Here is a 20,124-nt window from a genome sequence, read left to right on the forward strand (position 1 = left end):
GCGGAGGACCCGAGGCGACCAGGAGGAACCAACATGAACGAACTCACGCAACTCTCGGCGGAATTCCAATCGCCGTTCAAATCCCGCTACGACAACTTCATCGGCGGCAAATTCACCCCACCCGTGAACGGCAAGTATTTCGACAACGTGACCCCGATCACCGGCCAGGCGGTCTGTGAAATCGCCCGGTCCGACGCCGCCGACGTGGACCTGGCGCTCGACGCCGCCCATGCCGCGAAAGACGCCTGGGGTCGCACTTCGGCCACCGAACGCGCCAACATCCTGCTCAAGGTCGCCGACCGGATCGAGGAAAACCTCGACCTGATCGCGGTGGCCGAGACATGGGACAACGGCAAGCCGATCCGCGAGACTGTCAACGCCGATATCCCGCTCGCCGTCGACCACTTCCGCTATTTCGCCAGCGTCCTGCGCGGACAGGAAGGCGCGATGTCCGAGATCGACGCCGACACTGTGGCCTATCACTATCACGAGCCGCTGGGCGTCGTGGGCCAGATCATCCCGTGGAACTTCTCGGTTCTGATGGCCGCGTGGAAACTTGCGCCTGCGCTGGCCGCCGGCAATTGCATCGTCCTGAAACCGGCGGAACAGACCCCCGCCGCGATCATGGTGCTGATGGAGGTCATCGCCGATCTTCTGCCCGATGGCGTGCTGAACATCGTCAACGGCTACGGCGCCGAGGTGGGCGCGGCGCTCGCGAAATCCAACCGCATCGCCAAGATCGCCTTCACCGGCTCCACCCAGACCGGCCGCACTATCATGCAATACGCGACCGAGAACCTCATCCCGGTCACGCTGGAACTGGGCGGCAAGTCCCCCAATATCTTCTTCTCCGATGTCATGGCCAAGGACGACGCCTTTCTCGACAAGGCAATCGAGGGCTTCGTGCTCTTCGCCTTCAACCAGGGCGAGGTCTGCACCTGCCCCAGCCGCGCCCTGATCCAGGAAGACATCTATGAAGAGTTCATCGCCCGCGCCATCGAACGGGTGAAAGCCATCAAGCAGGGCGATCCTCGCCTGATGGACACGATGGTCGGCGCCCAGGCCAGCCGCGAACAACAGGACAAGATCCTCAGCTACCTTCAAATCGGTGTCGAGGAAGGCGCCGAGGTGCTCGCCGGCGGTGCGGCGGCGCAGATGGACGGCGAACTGTCCGAAGGCTACTACATCCAGCCGACCATCCTGAAGGGCCACAACAAGATGCGCGTCTTCCAGGAAGAGATCTTCGGCCCGGTCGTCTCTGTCACAACCTTCAAGGACGAGGCCGAGGCGCTGGCGCTGGCCAATGACACCATCTACGGTCTTGGCGCCGGTGTATGGTCGCGCGACGCGAACACCTGCTACCGTTTCGGGCGCGGCATCCAGGCCGGGCGCGTCTGGGTCAACAACTACCACGCCTACCCGGCCCACGCGGCCTTTGGCGGCTACAAGCAATCCGGCATCGGGCGCGAGAACCACAAGATGATGCTCGATCACTACCAGCAAACCAAGAACATGCTGGTCAGCTACAACCCCAACAAGCTGGGTTTCTTTTAAGGCAGGGTTCGGGGCGGCACAGCGTGTCGCCCCTTGTTCCATGTCAGGTCAGGTACCGCGCCACCACCTGGACAAAGACGTTGGGGATCTCGTTGATATCGTATCCGCCCGGCTTGTTCCCAACCGCCCAGAACACCATCAGCCCCGACGAGATGATCGTAATCGCCGCAACCCGCGGCGCATGCCCGTCAGACAGTGCCGACAGGATCGACGGGATTGAAAAAACGCCCAGAACCAGGCCGATGATGAAAATAAGATCGGGATCCATTTCAAAGATCCTCCATGAACTGCTCTGCGCAATAGTATAGCGCAGTTCAGTCCTGGTCGGTCGAAGAAAGTTCCTTTTGGTTACAAGGCGCTACCCGCAGGATATTGGTGGTCCCCGGCACGTTGAACGGCACGCCCGCAGTCACGATCACAAGGTCGTCCTCGGTGGCATAGCCTTGTTTCAGCGCCGCGCGCGTGGCGTTCTGCACCGCCATCTTGAACCGCGTCAGTTCGGGCGTCATCACGCAATCCGTCCCCCAGTTCAGGGTTAGGCGCCGCGCGGTTTCGCGCACGTTCGTCATCGCGATGATCGGCACGCGCGGCCGCTCCCGCGCGGTCAACAGCGCGGTTGTCCCGCTTTGCGTGTAACAACAGATCGCCGCGACCTGCGTTGTCTCCGCAATTTCCCGCGCGGCGGCGACGATGCCATCGGCCACCGTGGTCCGGTCCGCCTTGCGCGAGGCTTCGATGATCTCGGTATAGGTCGGGTCGTCCTCGACCTCTTGTGCCACGTTGTCCATCGTCTGCACTGCCTCTACGGGATAGTCGCCCGCCGCCGATTCCGCCGACAGCATGATCGCGTCCGCCCCTTCGTAGATCGCGGTCGCCACGTCGCTGACCTCGGCCCGCGTCGGCATCGGGCTTGCGATCATCGATTCCAGCATCTGCGTGGCGATGATCACCGGCTTGGCCGCGGCCCGGCACTTGCGCACCATGCGCTTTTGCAACGGCGGCACGTTCTGCACGGGCAGTTCCACGCCCAGATCGCCCCGCGCCACCATGATGCCGTCCACCTCGTCCAGGATCTCGTCGAAATCGGTCACCGCAGAGGGTTTTTCCACCTTCACCATGATCGCCGCCCGTCCGCGCACCAGCGCGCTGGCCTCGATCACGTCCCGTGCCCGTTGCACGAAACTCAGCGCCAGCCAGTCCACCCCCAGCTCGCAGGCGAATTCCAGGTCGTCGCGGTCTTTCTCTGTCAGCGCCGCCAGCGGCAGCACCACGTCCGGCACGTTCACACCCTTGCGGTCGGAAATCGTGCCGCCGGTAATCACCTCGGTTTCGGCAAAGTCAGTGCCGCATTTCGTCACCTTCAGGCGAATCTTGCCATCGTTCACCAACAGCCGCGCACCGGGCTTCAGCGCCTGGAAAATCTCGGGATGCGGCAGGTTCACCCGGTCGATCGTCCCTTTCGCCTCGTCCAGGTCCAGCCGGAAAGACGCGCCTTCCTCAAGCTCTTCCGACCCGTTCTCGAACGGCCCCACGCGCAGCTTCGGCCCCTGAAGGTCGGCCAGGATTGCGATCGGGCTGTCCATCTCCTCTTCGACACGGCGGATGATCTCGTGCTTGGCGCGAATATCGTCCTGCGTGCCGTGGCTCATGTTCAGCCGGAACACGTCCGCCCCCGCTTCGTGCAGCGCGCGGATGGTTTCATAGGTCTCCGATGCCGGGCCCAGGGTGGCCACGATCTTCACGTTGCGATGGCGTCTCATGTCTGTCCTTACCTTTATGTTCAGCTTGCGTTAGCGCTAAACTTACAGAGGGTTTATTACCCAATTCCCATTTCCTGACAACTGACATAAAAGTGGTGGTCAAGAGATGACATCACCATGACATATCGACCGTTTTTTACAGAAGGGGCAAATCGTCCCTCCCGCTGGCTCGTGACCTGCGATCATGCCGCCAACACCGTTCCGCCCTTCGTGAACGGCGGCTCGCTCGGGCTCGATCCGGCGGACATGGCGCGCCATATCGCCTATGATCCGGGCGCCGCCGGGGTTGCGCGTGCGTTGGCCCGTGCGCTCGGCGCACCGTGCATCATGACCAACTTCTCCCGGCTCGTGATCGACCCCAACCGGGGCGAGGATGACCCGACCCTCGTGATGAAACTCTATGACGGGACCATCATTCCCGCCAACCGCCATGTCGGCCCGGCCGATATCGAACAGCGGCTAAACGCCTTGTATAGACCCTATCACAGCGAATTGGCCCGCATGGCGGCACGGCAGGACGACACGATCATCGTCTCGATCCACTCCTTCACCCGCCAGCTTCAGGGCCGCCCGCCGCGGCCCTGGCACATCGGCGTGCTCTATGCCACGGACGAGCGCCTGACCCGTCCGCTGATCAATCGAATGGCGCAAGAAACAGACATCTGCGTGGGCGAGAACGAGCCCTATGGCGGCCACCTGCCCGGCGACGCCATCGCCCGTCACGGCATCGCCTATCAGCGTCTCAATGCCCTGATAGAACTGCGCAACGACCTCATCATCAGCGAAGACCAGCAAACCGCCTGGGCCAATCGCCTTGCTCCCATGCTGATTGAAGCGGCTGGTCATGCCGGTGCCGAATTAGAGGCTGTATCACCTCAACCGGGCTGATTCACTTCAACCGCCCTCACGCTCATCCCTCACGTCAGGAGACGCCCCGTGCCGCACATCATCATCGAACATTCCGGCGGATTGGAAGACAGCCACGACCTTCAGGCGCTTTGCGGCGACCTTTGGGAAAAATTCGCGGGTCACCATAGCGTCAGCGCACCCGACACCGTGCGCACCCGCACCATCGCCGCCACCGCCTCGCGCATCGGGGTCGAGCCACAAACCTTCGCCCACGCCACGCTCCTCCTCCTGCCCGGCCGCAGTGACGCTGTCCGTGCCGAACTGGCGCAACTGACGCTCGACACGCTTCAGGCCCACCTGCCGGACGTCGGCAGCCTGACCGTCCGGTTGGATGATATCCAACAGCCCTATATGAAGCGTATGCTCTGACTCAAAAAGGAGACCCCGGAAATGGACGATCAAACCCGCATCGAACTTGAGGCCGCCGCGTTCCGCACCCTGCGTGAACACCTGATGGAAAAACGCACCGACGTGCAGAACATCGACATGATGAACCTCGCCGGCTTCTGCCGCAATTGCCTCAGCCGCTGGTACCAGGAAGCCGCGAACGAGCGCGGCATCGACATGACCAAGGACGAGGCGCGCGAAATCTTCTACGGTATGACGATGGACGAGTGGAAAGCCAACTATCAGACCGACGCCTCGGACGACAAGAAAGCGGCGTTCGACAAGTCCTTTGCCGAAAACGTGGGCTCCAAGACCTGAGGTCATGAGGCCCGCCCGCGAGATGCTGTCGCACTTCAACAACGCCGGCGCGGGCCATATCGGCCTCACCCATGTCCCCACGCAGGGCGGTCTTGTCTGCGGGCCAGATCGACCCCGGTGCCAAGCGCTTCGAAGGACGGGAACGCTGCTTCATCGGTCAGATCGGCCCCAGAGCACCGGACGGTCGGTCAACGAACGCGATTTGCGGATTATACCGTCGCGATACCACCCAGATACCGACGCGATACCGACGTGGGTTTCCAGCGTCAACCTTCGATTCGCTCAGACCGCGACTTTCCGGCTTTCCTCGATGTAGATTTCCCGCAACCGCGTCGCCACCGTGCCGGGCGTCCCGTCGCCAAGAGCCACACCGTCGACTTCCACCACCGGCATGACGAAGGCACTGGCCGAGGTGACGAACGCCTCGTCGGCCGCCTTGGCCTCGTCGACGCTGAAATTCCGTTCCTCCACCTGCATTTGCGCCTCTTCGGCAAAGCGCAGCACGGCGGCCCGGGTGATCCCGTGCAGGATGTCGTTCGACAGCGCGCGGGTGATGATCTTGCCGTCCTTGACGATATAGGCGTTGTTCGAGGTGCCCTCGGTCACGAACCCGTCCTGCACCATCCACGCGTCATCGCAACCGGCTTTCTTGGCCATCATCTTGCCCATCGACGGATACAGAAGCTGCGTCGTCTTGATGTCCCGACGGCCCCAGCGCATGTCCTCTACAGTGATGATCTTGATACCTTTTTTCGCCACGGGGTTATCCGCCAGCCCGGGCTTCGACTGGGTGAACAGAACCACGGTCGGCGGCGTGTCGGGATCGGGATAGGCAAAGTCCCGGTCGCGAGGCGCACCCCGCGTGATCTGCAGGTAGACAAGACCGTCCTCGATCTCGTTCACCCGCACCAGCTCGCGGTGGATGTCCAGCAGATCATCCAGCACCGCCGGGTGCGGCATGTCCAGCTCGTCCAGCGACCGTTGTAGACGGCGATTGTGACCCTCGAAATCGATCAGCTTGCCGCCCAGCACGCTGGTCACCTCGTACACCCCGTCCCCCATCAGGAACGCCCGGTCGAAAATCGAGATTTTCGCTTCATTCTCGGGCAGGTAATCGCCATTCACATACACGGTCCGCATCGTCATCCCCATAGCTTTGCGGTGGGCGGATGCACCCCGGCCGCGTCGAAAATCAAAGGTTCGTCCCGGTCTTCGGCCAACAGAAGCGGGCCGTCAAGGTCGGTCACCGTCGCACCCTGCGCCACCAGCACCGCGGGCGCCATCGCAAGGCTCGACCCGATCATGCAGCCCACCATCACGTCATACCCTTCGGCCAGCGCCGCCTCGCGCAGCGCCAGCGCCTCGGTCAGCCCACCGGTCTTGTCCAGCTTGATGTTCACCATGTCGTATTTGCCCCTCAGCCTGGGCAGGCTAGCGCGGTCGTGACAGCTCTCATCCGCGCAGACCGGCACAGGCCGCTCCACGCCCAGCAACGCGTCGTCTTCCCCCGCCGGCAAAGGCTGTTCCACCAGCGCCACGCCCAACCGCACAAGGTGTGGGGCAAGGTCGGCATAGACTTCGGCACTCCAGCCCTCGTTGGCATCCACGATGATTTTCGCATCGGGCGCGCCGGCACGTACGGCCTCCAGCCGCGGCATGTCATCGGGCGTGCCCAGCTTGATCTTCAGAAGGGGCCGATGCGCGTTCTTCGCCGCCTGCTCCCGCATCTTTTCCGGGGCATCCAACGATAGCGTATAGGCCGTGATCTCAGGCCCCGGCGCGGGCAATCCGGCCAAGTCCCACACCCGCTTTCCGGCCTGTTTCGCCTGCAAATCCCACAGCGCGCAATCCACCGCGTTCCGCGCCGCACCAGCCGGTAACAGTCCGTAAAGCTTTTCGCGGGAAACTTCCTCGGGCAGGCTCTCGATCTGCGCCGTCACGCTGTCCAGCGTCTCATCATACCGCGCATAGGGCACGCATTCGCCCCAGCCGGTGATGCCGCCTTCGGTCACGCGCACGGTCAGGACCTTTGCCTCGGTGCGCGAGCCCCGGCTGATGGTGAACACCTGCGCCAGTTTGAACACATCGCGCGTCACGGTAATTTGCATCAAAAACGGCCCCTTCTTCTGGCCATAAATATCCCCGCCGGAGGCATCCGGCAGACGCCACCAGCAAGAACGGTTGGATCAGAAAGCCTCCAGCGCGTCCACCAGCTTGGCCGATCCAAAGCGATACGGGTCCGTCGCGGGCAGCCCCATCTCGTCCTCGACCTTTGCGAGGTAAGCCTTTGCGTCGTCCTCGCTCATGTGCTGGGTGTTCACCGAAACACCGACGACGCGACAGTCCGCATTCGCAATCTGTGCCAGCGGCAACGCGGTGTCACGCAGCGTCTGAAGGCTGGGCAAGCTATAATCCGGCAGACCGCGCATGTGCGTGCGCGTCGGCTCGTGGCACAGAATCAGCGCATCGGGTTGGCCGCCATGGATCAGCGCCATGGTCACCCCGGAATAGGACACGTGAAACAGGCTGCCCTGCCCCTCGATCAGATCCCAGTGATCGTCGTCATTGTCCGGCGTCAGGTACTCGACCGACCCGGCCATGAAATCGGCGATCACAGCATCCAGTGGCACGCCGTCGCCCGTAATCAGGATACCCGTCTGTCCCGTGGCGCGAAACGCGGCCTTCATGCCGCGTTCATGCATGTCCCGCTCCATCGCCATCGCCGTGTACATCTTGCCGACCGAACAATCGGTGCCGACCGCAAGGCAACGCTTGCCGCTGCGTTTCTTGCCATCCGCGATCGGATAGCGCACCGACGGCACGCGCACGTCATGCAGCGTGCGGCCATGCTTCTGTGCCGCTGCCACAAGGTCCTCCTCGTGCTTCAGCAGGTTGTGCAGGCCCGACGCGATGTCATAGCCCATCGCAAGCGCCTCCAGCAGCACTTCCTTCCATTTGTCCGATATCACGCCACCGCGGTTCGCCACACCGATCACCAACGTCTTGGCGCCCGCTTCCCGCGCCTCGGCCAGCGACAAGTCCGTCAGGCCAAGGTCAGCCCCGCATCCCGGCAACCGGATCTGACCCGTCGCGTATTCCGGTCGCCAGTCCCGAATGCCAATAGCAACCTTGGCCGCCAGCATGTCAGGCGCATCGCCGAGAAAAAGCAGGTACGGGGTCTCGATCATCTCGCAGTCCTTTCCGGAATCAGGTTTGCACAATGGTGCGATGAATCCCGTTGTATTTGGTACCAATTTGGCCGCCGATGACCGTAGGGCGACAAGATTTCCTGTCATCCTGCGAATTTTTCAGCAGATTCTTGCGTCGCGGGGTCGGATGCATCCACCCGCCCCTCCAACTCTTCCGACAAGGTCTCGGCCTGCAGCAGCCCGGGTTGCGGCACGCCGAGAACGCCCATCGCCTGGACGGAGCCGGTTTCTTCTGGCGGCTCGGACGAAACCCGCCGGGCAATGGCGATTCCGGCCACCACGACGCTTGTCGTGAAGATGAACAATTGCAGGCCCCGCCCATCCATCATGGAAATCAGGTTCGGCCCCAGCAACATGCCGCCGAACTGTCCCAGTTGCAGCAGGAACGCCATCGTTCCGCTTGCCGCCACGATCTGTCCAGGGCTCAGGTGGTCATTGGCATGCGCCGCCAGCACGGAATACACCGGCAAGGACACCGCCGCGATGACCGAAAAGCCCAGAACGATCCGCGACGGCGCCGTATCCACCGCCATCCAGAGCGCCGCAGCCGCGGTGATCAGGGCCAGCCCCATGACGACGAACCGCCGGTCCACGTGGTCCGCAATCCAGCCAACGGGATATTGCACCACCGCCGCCACGATCATCGCGACCACCAGCGCGCCCGACGCCTGCGCCTCGGAAAATCCGCTGCGCAGGGCATAAAGGGGCAAGGCGATGAACCACGAAACCACCCCCGCGCCCATGATCACGATCCCCAGCACGGCCATCGGCGACACGCGGTAGAGCCGGGCGACCGGCATCCGTTCCGGAGCGGTATAATCCGGGGCCCGATTATTGGACAAAAGCAGCGGCACGAACCCCACCGACAGCAGGATCGAGGCAAGCCCGAAGAGCATGTTTCCCGTCGGGTCGGGCAAGCCCACCATCGCTGTCCCCAGCGCCGGCCCGGCCGTCTGGATAATGAAATAAACCGAAAGTATCTGCGCCCGCAGCCGGTTTTCGGCCTTGGCGTTCAGCCAGCTTTCGGTGATCACGTAGAGGCCCGGAAAACAGAACCCCGCCAACAGGCGCATAACACTCCAGCTGACGGGATCGCTGGTCAGAAGGTGCGCAATCGCGGCCACCGACACCATCGAAGCCAGCGCCGAGAAGACGCGGATATGCCCCACTTTCTCGATCAATCGCGGGGTGGCGACCGTTCCGGCCAGTGCCCCCAGCGGATAGCAGGCCTGCATCATCGCGATGGAAAAGTCCGAAAACCCGATCCCCGCGCCGCGAATCGTCAGCAACGTCACCAGCAGCCCATTGGCCACCATCAGCATCGTCATGCCCAGGAACAGGGCCCAGTTTTCCAGCAAGGCGCGTCTCATGCGGCCATGCTAATCTGTGAGCGATGCCGCGACCGTGCGTTTGCGACGCGAGAAGGTCGTTGTCATCTGCTTGCCAATGCCCGCGCAATTTTATAGCTGGTCTGCGACGTGGTTTCGCAACAATCTGACCAAAGGATCACAATATGAGTTTCCGCCCGCAACCTCCCGCACCCGCGCGCCCCAACCGCTGCCAACTCTTCGGCCCGGCCTCCAACCCCAGCCTGTTCGAGAAGATGGCCGCGTCGAAGGCCGACGTCATCAACCTCGACCTCGAAGATGCCGTGGCGCCATCGGACAAGGACCAGGCCCGCAAGAACGCCATCGAGGCCATCAACGACATCGACTGGGGCAAGAAGACCCTTAGCGTGCGCATCAACGGCCTTGATACCCAGTACTGGTACAAAGACGTCGTCGATCTGCTGGAGCAGACCAATGGCCGGCTGGACATGATCATGATCCCCAAGGCGGGATCGGGCGATGATATCTACGCCGTCGACGCGCTGGTCAGCTCGATCGAGATGGCCATGGGCCACAAGAAGCGTATCGCCTTCGAATGCATCATCGAAACCGCGATGGGCATATGCCATGTCGAGGATATCGCGCAAGGCAGCCCCCGGATGGAGGCGATGAGCCTCGGCGCCGCCGACTTCGCCGCCTACATGGGCATGCAGACCACCGGCATCGGCGGCACGCAGGAAAATTACTACATGCACCGCAAAGGCGAGAACTACTGGGTCGACCCGTGGCACTGGGCGACCGCCAAGATCGTCGCCTGCTGCCGCACCCATGGCCTTCTGCCGGTCGATGGCCCGTTCGGCGACTTCTCCGACCCCGAAGGCTTTCGCGCGCAGGCATTGCGTGTGCTGACGCAAGGTATGGTCGGGAAATGGGCGATCCACCCCAGCCAGGTCGAGGCGTGCAACGAGATCTTCACCCCGACCGAGGAAGCCGTCACCGAAGCGCGCGAGATCCTTGAGGCAATGGAAGAAGCCAAGAAGAAGGGGCTAGGCGCGACCACCTACAAGGGTCGCCTGATCGACATCGCCTCGATCAAGCAGGCCGAGGTCATCGTCAAATCGGCAGAAATGATCGAAGACTGACCTGCTATCGCGCTGGACAGGACGGCCCCCGGAATTTCGGGGGCCGTTTTATTTTGAAGATCCCGCTTTCTGACGCATGCGTGATTACAGTTTTACAAATGTCACGGGACATCCCATTGCGACTGCGGCTAGGCTCCGCCACAGGACCAACCGCTTCAAGGACAGACGATGACGACTCCCCCGCTTCGTGCCGCCGACATTCTTGCTCAGCGACTTTACCAGGCGGGGTGTCGCCACGCGTTCGGTATGCCAGGAGGCGAAGTGCTGACCGTCGTTGACGCGCTCGAAAAGGCAGGCATCCGGTTCACGCTGGTCAAACACGAAAACGCCGGCGGGTTCATGGCCGAGGCGGTACATCACCGCGACGGCGCACCTGCGATCCTCGTCGCCACCGTCGGGCCCGGCGCCATGAACGGCGTCAACGTCGTCGCCAACGCCGAGCAGGACCGGGTTCCGATGATCGTGCTGACCGGATGCGTCGACGCGGACGAGGCGCTGACCTACACGCATCAGGTCCTTGACCACCGCGCCGTCTTTGCCCCGATCACCAAGGCGACATTTCAACTGACGGCCGCCGGGGCCGGCATCGTGGCCGACAAGGCCGTGTCGATCGCAACCGAGCCGCGATGCGGGCCGGTCTTGATCGACGTGCCGATCAGCGTCGCGGATGCGCCCGTTTCGGCCGATATACCGCGCCCCGTTCGACCCGCCGCATCGCCCGTTGCCCCCAGTGGCGCCGACGCCGCGCGTGCGCGCACGGCCCTGGCCGAGGCGGAGCGCCCTGTCGCCATTGTCGGCCTGGATGTACTCCAAGACAGCTCACATACTGTGTTGCGAGCCTTTCTGGAACAGTTCGGCATTCCTTTCGTCACCACCTACAAGGCCAAGGGAGTCCTGCCGGAAGACCACCCGCTCTGTCTCGGCGCTGCGGGCCTGTCGCCATTGGCCGACACGCACCTGCTTCCGCTGGTCGCCCGGGCGGACCTTGTCTTGTGCATCGGGTATGACCCGATCGAGATGCGCACCGGCTGGCGTAACGCCGTCGACCCGGCGCGGCAGACGGTTATCGACATCGCCGCTGTACCCAACACCCACTACATGCATCAGGCAACGCTGAACTTCGTCGGCCATACCGGAGAAACGCTCGAGATGCTGGCCCAGAATACGGCGGTCCGCGAGACTTGGGCGGACGGCGCGCCAGACAAGTCGCGGGCGGCCTTGGCCGACGCCTTTCCGCATGGCGATGACTGGGGCCCCGCCGCTGTCATCGCCGAAACCCGTGCAGTGATGCCCGATACCACGCTTGCCACTGCCGATAGCGGGGCGCATCGGATTCTCCTCAGCCAGATGTGGCGCTGCAGCGAGCCCCGCGGTCTGATCCAATCCTCGGGTCTTTGCACGATGGGGTGCGCCGTGCCGATGGCCATTGGCCTCAGGATCGCCGAGCCTGACAGGCCCATCATCAGCTTTTCCGGCGATGCGGGCTTTCTGATGGTCGCGGGGGAGCTCGCGACCGCGTCGGAGCTGGGGCTGACACCGATCTTCCTTGTCTTCGTCGATGCCAGCCTTGCGCTGATCGAGCTGAAACAGCGACAGCGACAGATGCAGAACCAGGGCGTCGACTTCGCTCGGCACGATTTCGCCGCCATGGGCCGCTCTTTCGGCGGCGCGGGTCACACTGTGCGTAACCGAGCCGAATTGCGCGCGGCGCTGCAGGAGGCGCAGTCCTGCAAGACGTTCACCGTGATCGCAGCCGAGATCGAACCGGGCGGGTATGACGGACGTATCTGACCCTGTTAGCTCATAATTTTGTAACATTCGCCCAAAAAACCGGCGAATTTACACCCATATCGGGGTATTTCCGCCGAGAGGTACGATTTTTAGGCGACTTTTCGCAATCGCACCCCAATCTCGATACACGAAGCTTCACCAATACGTTAGCGCGAACGATACCGTTGTGTGCCTGACTTATCTGTTTGTTAAGCAGGTTCAGCGGGGCGGTCCCGCGTCAATTACGGAAGAATTTATGAAGTCCGATGTTTTCGATCAGCCCGTCTGCCTGACAAAGGAAAACGCCGTTGAGGCTTGGAACAATACGATGCTGGGTTTTCTCGCCCATGCGGCTGTCACGCCCAAGCATCTTGGCAAGGTGCTGGAGATCGAGCCTGATTTTGCGCTCGGCCATGCGGTCAAGGGCATGTTCTACATCCTGCTTGGCCGCCATGAACTTCTCCAAACCGCGCACGAGGCTCGCGCAGCAGCGCTCGAAGCGCTGGAAACCGTCGGGGCGACGACGCGGGAGCGCAAATACGTCCACGCGCTTGGCGTTTGGCTAGATGGCCGGCCAAGTCATGCCATAGCACTTCTGGAAGAGGTCTTGACGGCTCAGCCGCAAGATGCGCTTGCGATGAAGCTCAGTCACGCCCTGCGCTTTCTTCTTGGAGATTCCAGCGGAATGCGTCGGTCCATTGAGCGGGTGCTTCCGGCCTATGGCCACGATCATGCCGCAAGAGGCTATCTTCTTGGATGCCATGCCTTCGCGCTCGAAGAGACCGGCGACTACGAGAAGGCGGAAATCGCGGGGCGTCAGGCGCTCTGGATGGCGCCGGATGACGCGTGGGGGCTTCATGCCGTGGCACATGTGCATGACATGACGGCGAATGCCGCGAAAGGTCTCGACTGGCTGACAGGCCGAGAAGCTGCCTGGGCGCACTGCAACAATTTCAGGTACCACGTTTGGTGGCACAAGGCGCTGATGCATCTCGACCTTGGCCAAGTGGACGCTGTTCTGAACCTCTATGACACCCAGATCCGAAGCGACCGGACAGATGACTACCGCGACATCTCGAACGCAACCTCTCTGCTGATGCGGCTGGAACTGGAAGGCGTGAATGTCGGCAACCGGTGGGAGGAGCTGTCCGAGCTTTGCGCCAACCGCACCGAGGATGGTTGCCTGATCTTCGCTGACCTGCACTACCTGATGGCATTGACCGGCGACAAGCGGCCCGGCGCGACGTCGCGATTGCTGCAAAGAATCGCACAGGATGCCAAGTCCAACTGCGAGATGGGCAACCGTATGAGCGACCCCGGCGTCGCCGCTGCACAGGGGCTGGAGGCGTTTGGCGATGCGCGATACGACGCTGCGTTTCTCAACCTAGCACAGGCACGAGACGGGATGCAGCGCGCCGGCGGCAGCCACGCGCAGCGCGACGTGTTCGAGCGCATGACGATCGATGCCGGAATTCGCGCCGGGTACTTGGATCAGGCCGAAGCAATACTAGATGATCGACAGTCCAAGCGTGCGGGGCGCGAAGACGGATATACCGCAGCCCGCCGTGCGCTGATCGCGTCGGGTCGTGGCGGGTATGAAACAACCTCATTGCCGGCCTAATAGATCACGATCGACTCCCGGTTTGTAACAAGAAAGACCAATGCCATGGCGACCATTTCGCCATCATCCGATTACCAAGAAACCGTCGAGGCTCCTGCCGTCAGCGCAACGCCCGTGGCTACACTGCGCGATCCCAGGCTGGATTTCTTCCGCGGCATCGCGATGTTCATCATCCTTCTGGCCCACACGCCCGGAAATCTCTGGACAAAGTGGCTTCCCGCGCGCTGGGGGTTTTCCGACGCGACCGAGATGTTCGTCTTCTGCTCCGGCATGGCGTCGGCCATCGCCTTCGGCAAACTGTTCCAGAGCAAGGGCCTCGCCATGGGCACTGCCAGAATCGCCTTTCGGGTCTGGCAGGTCTACTGGGCGCATATCGGCCTCTTTTTCGTCGTGCTGGCCTGCATGCTTGCCCTGCCCTACCTGGGCTTCACCTTGCGGGACTACGTCAGCCAGCTGAACCTGCCGCCGTTTCTCAATAATATCGAAGGCAACATGATCGGCCTCATGACGCTGACCTATGTGCCCAACTATTTCGATATCCTGCCCATGTACCTGGTGATCCTCGCGATGATCCCGTTCATGATGGCCCTGTCGCGGCTTCATCCCCTCGCAGTACTGGGCGCCAGCGTCCTCATCTGGTGCACAGCCAATGTCGAGATGCTCGAACTTGTCAGCGATACCGACGTCACGCCGCTGCAACTGCCCGCGCAACTCTGGTTCCCCGAAGGCAAGGATGAACGCCCCTGGTTCTTTAACCCGTTCGGCTGGCAGCTGTGTTTCTTCACCGGTTTCGCGCTGATGATCGGCTGGTTGCCCCGCCCACCGGTCAACCGCCTGTTGATCGGTGCCGCCACGGCTTACGTGCTCTTTTCCTTCGTCTTTTCCTCTGTCGGCATGCGTGCCTATGACTGGCAACCGGCTTGGTGGGACAGCATCCGCAGTTGGCAGTGGGAGACATATCGCGACTTTGGCGCGCTGCGCAGCAAAACGGAATTCGGGCTGTTTCGCTATCTTCACCTGCTGGCGCTTGGCTATCTCGGCTGGGTCGCCGTGGGCGAAGGGGGCAAACACCTCCGGGTCGGACAGGTTTGGTCCTGGGTGGTAAACAACATCATCATGAAAGTCGGTCAGCAATCGCTCGCTGTCTTCGTGTTCTCGATGCTGCTCGCGCGGCTACTGGGTGTCTGGCTTGACGAAACGTCGACGCTGGATGGTGACGACCTCGTCCGCAACCCATGGACCAACGCGGTCATTAATCTGGTCGGTTTCGGTCTGCTCGTTGCCTGCGCCTACACAGCAGCCTATTTCAAGTCGACTCCTTGGAAACCGCGCAAACCGACAAGGTCACCAATATGAACCGTGCTTTCTCGCTTTCGCGCCGCCAACTACTGGGTGGGGTCGCGGCTTCGGCACTTTGGTCCATTGCGACGCGGCACGCAGCCGCCACCGACGGGCCCGTGCCTTTCAGCCGTGAGATGGTGATCGAGTTGGCGCGGCAAAGGTCACAGCAGGACTACACGCCACGCGACACCGTACCCGAAGATTGGCGAGCGCTGACCTACGACCAGTATCGCGACATTCGTTTTCCTCGGGACCATGCGCTCTGGGCCGACACGGACCGCTCCTATAATATCGATTTCTTCGCGCCGGGCCTCTATTTTCCGCGCGCCGTCAAGGTCTTTTCGGTCGAAGACGGCATGGCTCGCCCGGTGACGTTCGACCTTGCGATGTTCGACAAGGGCGACCTCGTGCCGGACCTGACCAAAACCGCTGAAAGCCTAGGGTTTTCCGGGATCCGCCTACGCACCGACCTTGGTCACCCGGAATATAAAACCGAGTTCTGCGTATTTCAGGGCGCCAGTTACTTCCGCGCCATCGGCATAGGGCAGACCTACGGGTTGTCCGGTCGAGGTCTGGCGCTGAACACCGCCGGTCCCGAGGGCGAGGAGTTTCCCGAGTTCATCCAGTTCTGGCTGGAAGCGCCCGGGTCAGATCAGGAAAACATGGTCGTGCATGCCCTCATGGACAGTCCCAGCGTGTCCGGGGCCTATCGTTTCGACATAACGCCCGGCGCAGCCAGCGTGATGGAGGTCGAGGCAACGCTTTTTCCGCGTGTCGAATTGAACAATGTCGGCGTTGGGCCGTTAACATCCATGTTTCTCTACGATCAGACCAATCGCAGCCGCTTTGACGATTTCCGCCCCGCGGTGCATGACACCGACGGGTTGCAGATGATGAACGGCAATGGCGAGATGATCTGGCGGCCACTGGCCAACCCGAAACAGCTTCAGGTGTCCAGCTTCGTCGATACCAACCCGCGTGGGTTCGGGTTGATGCAGCGCGCCCGCAAACTGTCTGATTTTGCTGATCTCGAGGCCCTTTATCACAACCGGCCCGGCCTTTGGGTCGAACCGAAAGGCGACTGGGGTCGGGGAACGGTGACGCTGGTGGAAATTCCGACACAGGAAGAGATCTACGATAACATCGTCGCCTATTGGCGACCGGCCGATCCCATGCCAGCGGGCCAGCAGGTGGATCTGTCCTATCGGCTGACATGGGCGGCGGAGGCACCCGTGCAAGGCGACATGCCCCGCGTGCTGAACACCGCCATGGGCAAACGCGCCTTTGGCGAAGGCCGGGTCGTCGTGATCGATTTCGAAGATAACCCGCTCTTCGATGACGGGCCGGACGAGATCGACATGCATATCCATTCGCCGCAAGTCGAGGTCAGCGACGGCGTCCTGCAGCGCAACCCGGCCACGGGCGGGCTGAGACTGGCGTTCAATTTCGACCCCGGCGAACGCGGGCATGTCGAACTCCGCGCACAATTGCGCAAGGACGGACAAAACGCATCCGAGGTGTGGCTTTACAGGTGGACAGCATGAATATGAACGACCTTCGCGTAATGCCGCCACTGGCCCCGCTCGACATGCCCGAGCAGGATCTCGACGTTTGTTACGCAGATCCCAAGGCGCCCCCTGCCCGACCGGAAGAACGCGTCACGCTTTGGCGTTGCGTGGTCTTCATCCCGGCGATTCTGGCGACCATCGGTTTCATCTGGTTCATGTGGGACTGGTTCGGTGCCGATGGCATCACCTGGGTCGAGGGCACTCTGCTGGGCCTGATGTCGTTCAACGTGTTCTGGCTCTGCCTGACGGTCACCACGGTCTTGCTGGGGATCGGCTCTCTGACACAGGCGCTGAAGCGGCCCGGTCATCCACGACCTCTGAAGGTGGCGCTGTTGATGCCGATCTACAACGAGGTGCCGTGGTACGTGCTTGGCAACGCCCGTTCCATGCTGGAAGAACTGAGGGCGCGCGGCGGTCCGCATGAATACGCCATGTTCATCCTTAGTGATACGAGGGACGACGCTATCGCCCGTGCGGAACAGGATTCCATCCGCTCGCTTCAGGCCACGCTGTCTCCGGGGCTGCGCATCTACTATCGCAGACGCGCCGAGAATACCGACCGCAAAGTCGGCAACATCACGGACTGGGTGCAGAACTGGGGCGCCGACTGGCCCGCCATGCTGGTGCTGGATGCTGACAGCCTGATGTCCGGCCGCGCGATAGGCCGCCTGACCGATGCGCTGGCCCAGGATCCGGGCGCGGGCCTCATTCAAAGCTGTCCGCAGCTGATCGGCGCCAACACCGTTTTTTCCCGGATGCAGCAGTTCGCCAACGGCGTCTATGGCACCGCCCTCGCCGAGGGGCTGGCCCGCTGGACCGGGCAGGAAGGCAATTACTGGGGTCACAACGCGATCATCCGCACCGAGGCCTTTGCGGCCAGCGCCGGCCTGCCGCACCTGCGTTCGCTGACGGGCCGCGATCAGTTGATCATGAGCCACGATTTTGTCGAGGCCGGTCTGTTGCGCCGGGCCGGGTGGGGCGTGCGGGTCCTTCCGCGCATCCGCGGCTCTTACGAGGAAACGCCGCCGACGCTGATCGACCACATTCAACGAGACCGCCGCTGGTGCCAGGGCAACTTGCAGCACCTGCGCCTTCTCTCGACGCGCGGCCTGCGGACCGCATCGCGCTTTCACATGTTCCACGGCGCGATGAGCTATCTCGCGTCGCCGATCTGGTTCGCGCTTCTGGTGATGTGGGCGCTGATGGGCCAGGGCGGCGAAAAGTCCGTGCTGACCTACTTCCGTCCCGACAACCCGCTGATGCCGGTCTGGCCCGAGATGACCGAGGCGAAACACGTCCTGATCATTGCCCTTATGTATTCGCTGCTCTTGCTGCCGAAACTACTGGGCATCCTGGTGGTCCCGCTGACACGGTCGCGCTTTGCCGAATACGGTGGGCCATGGCGTTTCGCGTTGTCATTCCTGTCCGAACTCGCGCTATCCGTCGCCTATGCGCCTATCCTGATGGTGCAGCAGATGATCGCGGTCTTCCGCACCGTGTTCGGCCTGCAAAGCGGCTGGAGCCCGCAACAACGCGATGGTGGCCGCTACGGCTTGGGCACCTTGCTGATCTGCCATGCGCTGGAAACGGCAAGCGGTGTCCTGCTGGTCGCCGGCATGGCGGCGGGGCTGGTGTCGCTTTGGCTGCTTCCGATCGCGGTCAGTCTTGTTCTGGCGGTTCCCCTGTCGGCCCTCAGCGGCGTGTCGCTGAAGGGCCTGGTGTCCAAGTGGATGGGAACAAAGGAACTATGGCGCGAACCCCCGATCACCCAGGCCGCGCGTCATTACCGCGCCGAACTGAAGCAGGCTCTGGAAGGCAAGCCACCCTCGCGGCAGGCTGCGGAATAACCGAGGCTCAGCTGTCGTAGGCTGTTACCGGCAAACCCGTTTCGATCCAGCCCGGCCCGACGGACGAACCCAACATGCCTTCGGGTACGTTGATGACCCGGGTATATCCTTCCTCGGTCAGGGCAATGCTCAGCCGTGCGGAACGGACGCCACGCGCGCAGATCAAGGCGATCGGCACATCCTTGCGTGCGCCCGTCAATGCATCCAGATGGGCAATGAACCCGGCATCCCGCATGTCGATCGGATGGGCACCCTGGCCAATACCGGTGCGCGTCCATTCGTCGGGCCGGCGAATATCAACAAGGATGATCTCGCCGGCCTTCGCCGCATCAAAAGCGTCACGGACCGAGAGCGCAGCACCGTCTAATTGCCGCCTCGGCCAGACCGCCCAGCCGAGAGCCGCCGCCGTGCCAACCCCCAAGACTGCCCCTAGCAGGGCGCGGCGAGAGAGGCGCGAGGCGGGTTGTCCTGTCATCTTTTTCGTCCTGAAGGATCCGCACTAAACATATCTCGCCCCTGTGCACCTGTCATGGTCCGCCGCTTCGTCGCACAACACGTTCGCGTGCACGGGCAAGCCAGCCAAGCGATGTCTCGGTGTCACCTTGGGGCCTGTACTCTGCGCCCAGTGGGCGGTTCCAGCCAAGCGCGTCGATTTCGTGGAACACCATGTCATAGTCGAGATCGCCGTGATCCGGCCCACCCCGGTCAGGCACGGCAGCGAACTGAATATGCCCGATATCAGGCAGGACCGCGCGCAGGCGCGCGATCACATCGCCCTCGACCCGCGCCACGTGGTAGCAATCGAACATGAGCTTCAGGTTCGGCGCGTTCACGTCCGCAATCACCTGCTGCGCATGGTCGGTGGATTGCAGAAAATAGCCGGGAGCGTCGAACGGGTTGATCGGCTCGATCAGGATGGTCCTGTCGGATGCGATGTCACACGCATAGGCAAGGTTGTCCCTGAAAACCGATCCGGCCTTTGCCCCCTCCGCCCGGCCTGCCATGACATGGATCGCCTCGGCGTCTGCAGCGCGAGCGTAGTCTACAGCTGCATCGATGGCGGCGCGCGCGTCCGCCGCGCGTCCCGGCAGGGCGGTCAGGCCGAAATCCCCGGCGGATACGTTGCCCTGAGCGGTGTTTAGGCCAAGAAGGGGCAGTCCCGTCTCGTTCAACGCGTCACGCAGAGCCTCGGGCGGCGTGTCGTAGGGCCAATGACATTCCACCGCATCGAAACCGGCCCGCGCGGCCGCACGTACGGCCTGCGGCAAATCCAGCCGCGACCAAAGGAAACCCAGATTGGCGGAAAACCTCGGCATGAGACCTGCTTGACCCGCTTTTGCACAGAGGACGACCCTGCTAAATCACAACCA

At 62.4% G+C, this 20,124-nt stretch carries 18 protein-coding genes; 10 read left to right on the top strand and 8 right to left on the bottom strand.

Translation table 11 applies throughout. The features are described 5' to 3' along the window. The first annotated feature begins 33 nt into the window (after positions 1 to 33). A complete protein-coding gene (gene adh, locus C2I35_RS13540; RefSeq protein WP_103763598.1) occupies positions 34 to 1,554 on the top strand; it encodes an aldehyde dehydrogenase in 1,521 nt (506 codons plus the stop codon). A gap of 43 nt (positions 1,555 to 1,597) precedes the next feature. Here the strand turns inward: adh and C2I35_RS13545 are convergent, their stop codons facing one another. Then, on the bottom strand, positions 1,598 to 1,822 hold the full coding sequence (locus C2I35_RS13545) for a hypothetical protein (protein ID WP_103763599.1): 225 nt from the start codon (positions 1,820 to 1,822) through the stop codon (positions 1,598 to 1,600). Between the two features lie 46 nt (positions 1,823 to 1,868). Then, positions 1,869 to 3,314, bottom strand: a complete 1,446-nt coding sequence (gene pyk, locus C2I35_RS13550) for a pyruvate kinase (protein WP_103763600.1) — start codon at positions 3,312 to 3,314, stop codon at positions 1,869 to 1,871. A 117-nt stretch (positions 3,315 to 3,431) separates the two neighbouring features. Between pyk and C2I35_RS13555 the strand changes: the two genes are divergently transcribed. The 3 genes from C2I35_RS13555 to C2I35_RS13565 are packed head-to-tail and all read left to right on the top strand — an operon-like array spanning position 3,432 to position 4,928. Further along, the gene (locus C2I35_RS13555; protein ID WP_103763601.1) at positions 3,432 to 4,202 is read left to right on the top strand and encodes an N-formylglutamate amidohydrolase; all 771 of its coding nucleotides are present in this window, start codon (positions 3,432 to 3,434) and stop codon (positions 4,200 to 4,202) included. A 48-nt stretch (positions 4,203 to 4,250) separates the two neighbouring features. Beyond that, positions 4,251 to 4,592 carry a tautomerase family protein gene (locus C2I35_RS13560; protein WP_103763602.1) on the top strand — a complete coding sequence of 114 codons (342 nt, stop codon included), beginning with the start codon at positions 4,251 to 4,253 and terminating at the stop codon, positions 4,590 to 4,592. 21 nt (positions 4,593 to 4,613) lie between these two features. Further along, positions 4,614 to 4,928 (top strand): DUF1244 domain-containing protein, encoded by a 315-nt coding sequence (locus tag C2I35_RS13565; RefSeq protein WP_103763603.1) that lies wholly within the window; start codon positions 4,614 to 4,616, stop codon positions 4,926 to 4,928. A gap of 282 nt (positions 4,929 to 5,210) precedes the next feature. Here the strand turns inward: C2I35_RS13565 and C2I35_RS13570 are convergent, their stop codons facing one another. The 4 genes from C2I35_RS13570 to C2I35_RS13585 all read right to left on the bottom strand — a co-directional run bounded on the left by C2I35_RS13570 (position 5,211) and on the right by C2I35_RS13585 (position 9,507). Beyond that, the gene (locus C2I35_RS13570; protein ID WP_103763604.1) at positions 5,211 to 6,074 is read right to left on the bottom strand and encodes a D-amino-acid transaminase; all 864 of its coding nucleotides are present in this window, start codon (positions 6,072 to 6,074) and stop codon (positions 5,211 to 5,213) included. After that, the gene (gene dgcA, locus C2I35_RS13575) at positions 6,071 to 7,036 is read right to left on the bottom strand and encodes an N-acetyl-D-Glu racemase DgcA (protein ID WP_103763605.1); all 966 of its coding nucleotides are present in this window, start codon (positions 7,034 to 7,036) and stop codon (positions 6,071 to 6,073) included. The genes C2I35_RS13570 and dgcA overlap by 4 nt, the downstream gene beginning before the upstream one ends. A gap of 78 nt (positions 7,037 to 7,114) precedes the next feature. Next, a complete protein-coding gene (gene dgcN, locus C2I35_RS13580) occupies positions 7,115 to 8,116 on the bottom strand; it encodes an N-acetyltransferase DgcN (RefSeq protein WP_103763606.1) in 1,002 nt (333 codons plus the stop codon). 104 nt (positions 8,117 to 8,220) lie between these two features. Next, complete coding sequence (locus tag C2I35_RS13585; protein WP_103763607.1) at positions 8,221 to 9,507, bottom strand: MFS transporter; 1,287 nt, start codon at positions 9,505 to 9,507, stop codon at positions 8,221 to 8,223. A 143-nt stretch (positions 9,508 to 9,650) separates the two neighbouring features. Here C2I35_RS13585 and C2I35_RS13590 point away from each other — a divergent pair, with 143 nt between their 5' ends. From C2I35_RS13590 to mdoH, 6 genes are all read left to right on the top strand, one after another. Further along, positions 9,651 to 10,607 carry an HpcH/HpaI aldolase/citrate lyase family protein gene (locus tag C2I35_RS13590; protein WP_103763608.1) on the top strand — a complete coding sequence of 319 codons (957 nt, stop codon included), beginning with the start codon at positions 9,651 to 9,653 and terminating at the stop codon, positions 10,605 to 10,607. 168 nt (positions 10,608 to 10,775) lie between these two features. After that, complete coding sequence (locus C2I35_RS13595; protein ID WP_103763609.1) at positions 10,776 to 12,398, top strand: thiamine pyrophosphate-binding protein; 1,623 nt, start codon at positions 10,776 to 10,778, stop codon at positions 12,396 to 12,398. Positions 12,399 to 12,633: 235 nt separating this feature from the next. Next, positions 12,634 to 13,998 (top strand): tetratricopeptide repeat protein, encoded by a 1,365-nt coding sequence (locus C2I35_RS13600; RefSeq protein ID WP_103763610.1) that lies wholly within the window; start codon positions 12,634 to 12,636, stop codon positions 13,996 to 13,998. 45 nt (positions 13,999 to 14,043) lie between these two features. Further along, positions 14,044 to 15,354 (top strand): OpgC family protein, encoded by a 1,311-nt coding sequence (locus tag C2I35_RS13605; protein ID WP_103763611.1) that lies wholly within the window; start codon positions 14,044 to 14,046, stop codon positions 15,352 to 15,354. Continuing rightward, positions 15,351 to 16,883, top strand: coding sequence for an OpgD/OpgG family glucan biosynthesis protein (locus C2I35_RS13610; protein WP_103763690.1), 1,533 nt, complete (start codon positions 15,351 to 15,353; stop codon positions 16,881 to 16,883). Before C2I35_RS13605 ends, C2I35_RS13610 begins: the two co-directional genes overlap by 4 nt. A gap of 2 nt (positions 16,884 to 16,885) precedes the next feature. After that, on the top strand, positions 16,886 to 18,754 hold the full coding sequence (mdoH, locus tag C2I35_RS13615; RefSeq protein WP_103763612.1) for a glucans biosynthesis glucosyltransferase MdoH: 1,869 nt from the start codon (positions 16,886 to 16,888) through the stop codon (positions 18,752 to 18,754). A 7-nt stretch (positions 18,755 to 18,761) separates the two neighbouring features. On the opposite strand, the gene C2I35_RS13620 is transcribed toward mdoH, so the two are convergent. Then, on the bottom strand, positions 18,762 to 19,229 hold the full coding sequence (locus C2I35_RS13620; RefSeq protein ID WP_103763613.1) for a rhodanese-like domain-containing protein: 468 nt from the start codon (positions 19,227 to 19,229) through the stop codon (positions 18,762 to 18,764). A gap of 52 nt (positions 19,230 to 19,281) precedes the next feature. Next, complete coding sequence (locus C2I35_RS13625) at positions 19,282 to 20,070, bottom strand: hydroxypyruvate isomerase family protein (RefSeq protein WP_103763614.1); 789 nt, start codon at positions 20,068 to 20,070, stop codon at positions 19,282 to 19,284. Positions 20,071 to 20,124 lie beyond the last annotated feature (54 nt).

The sequence above is a fragment of the Roseovarius confluentis genome (assembly GCF_002917925.1).
Lineage (GTDB): Bacteria > Pseudomonadota > Alphaproteobacteria > Rhodobacterales > Rhodobacteraceae > Roseovarius > Roseovarius confluentis.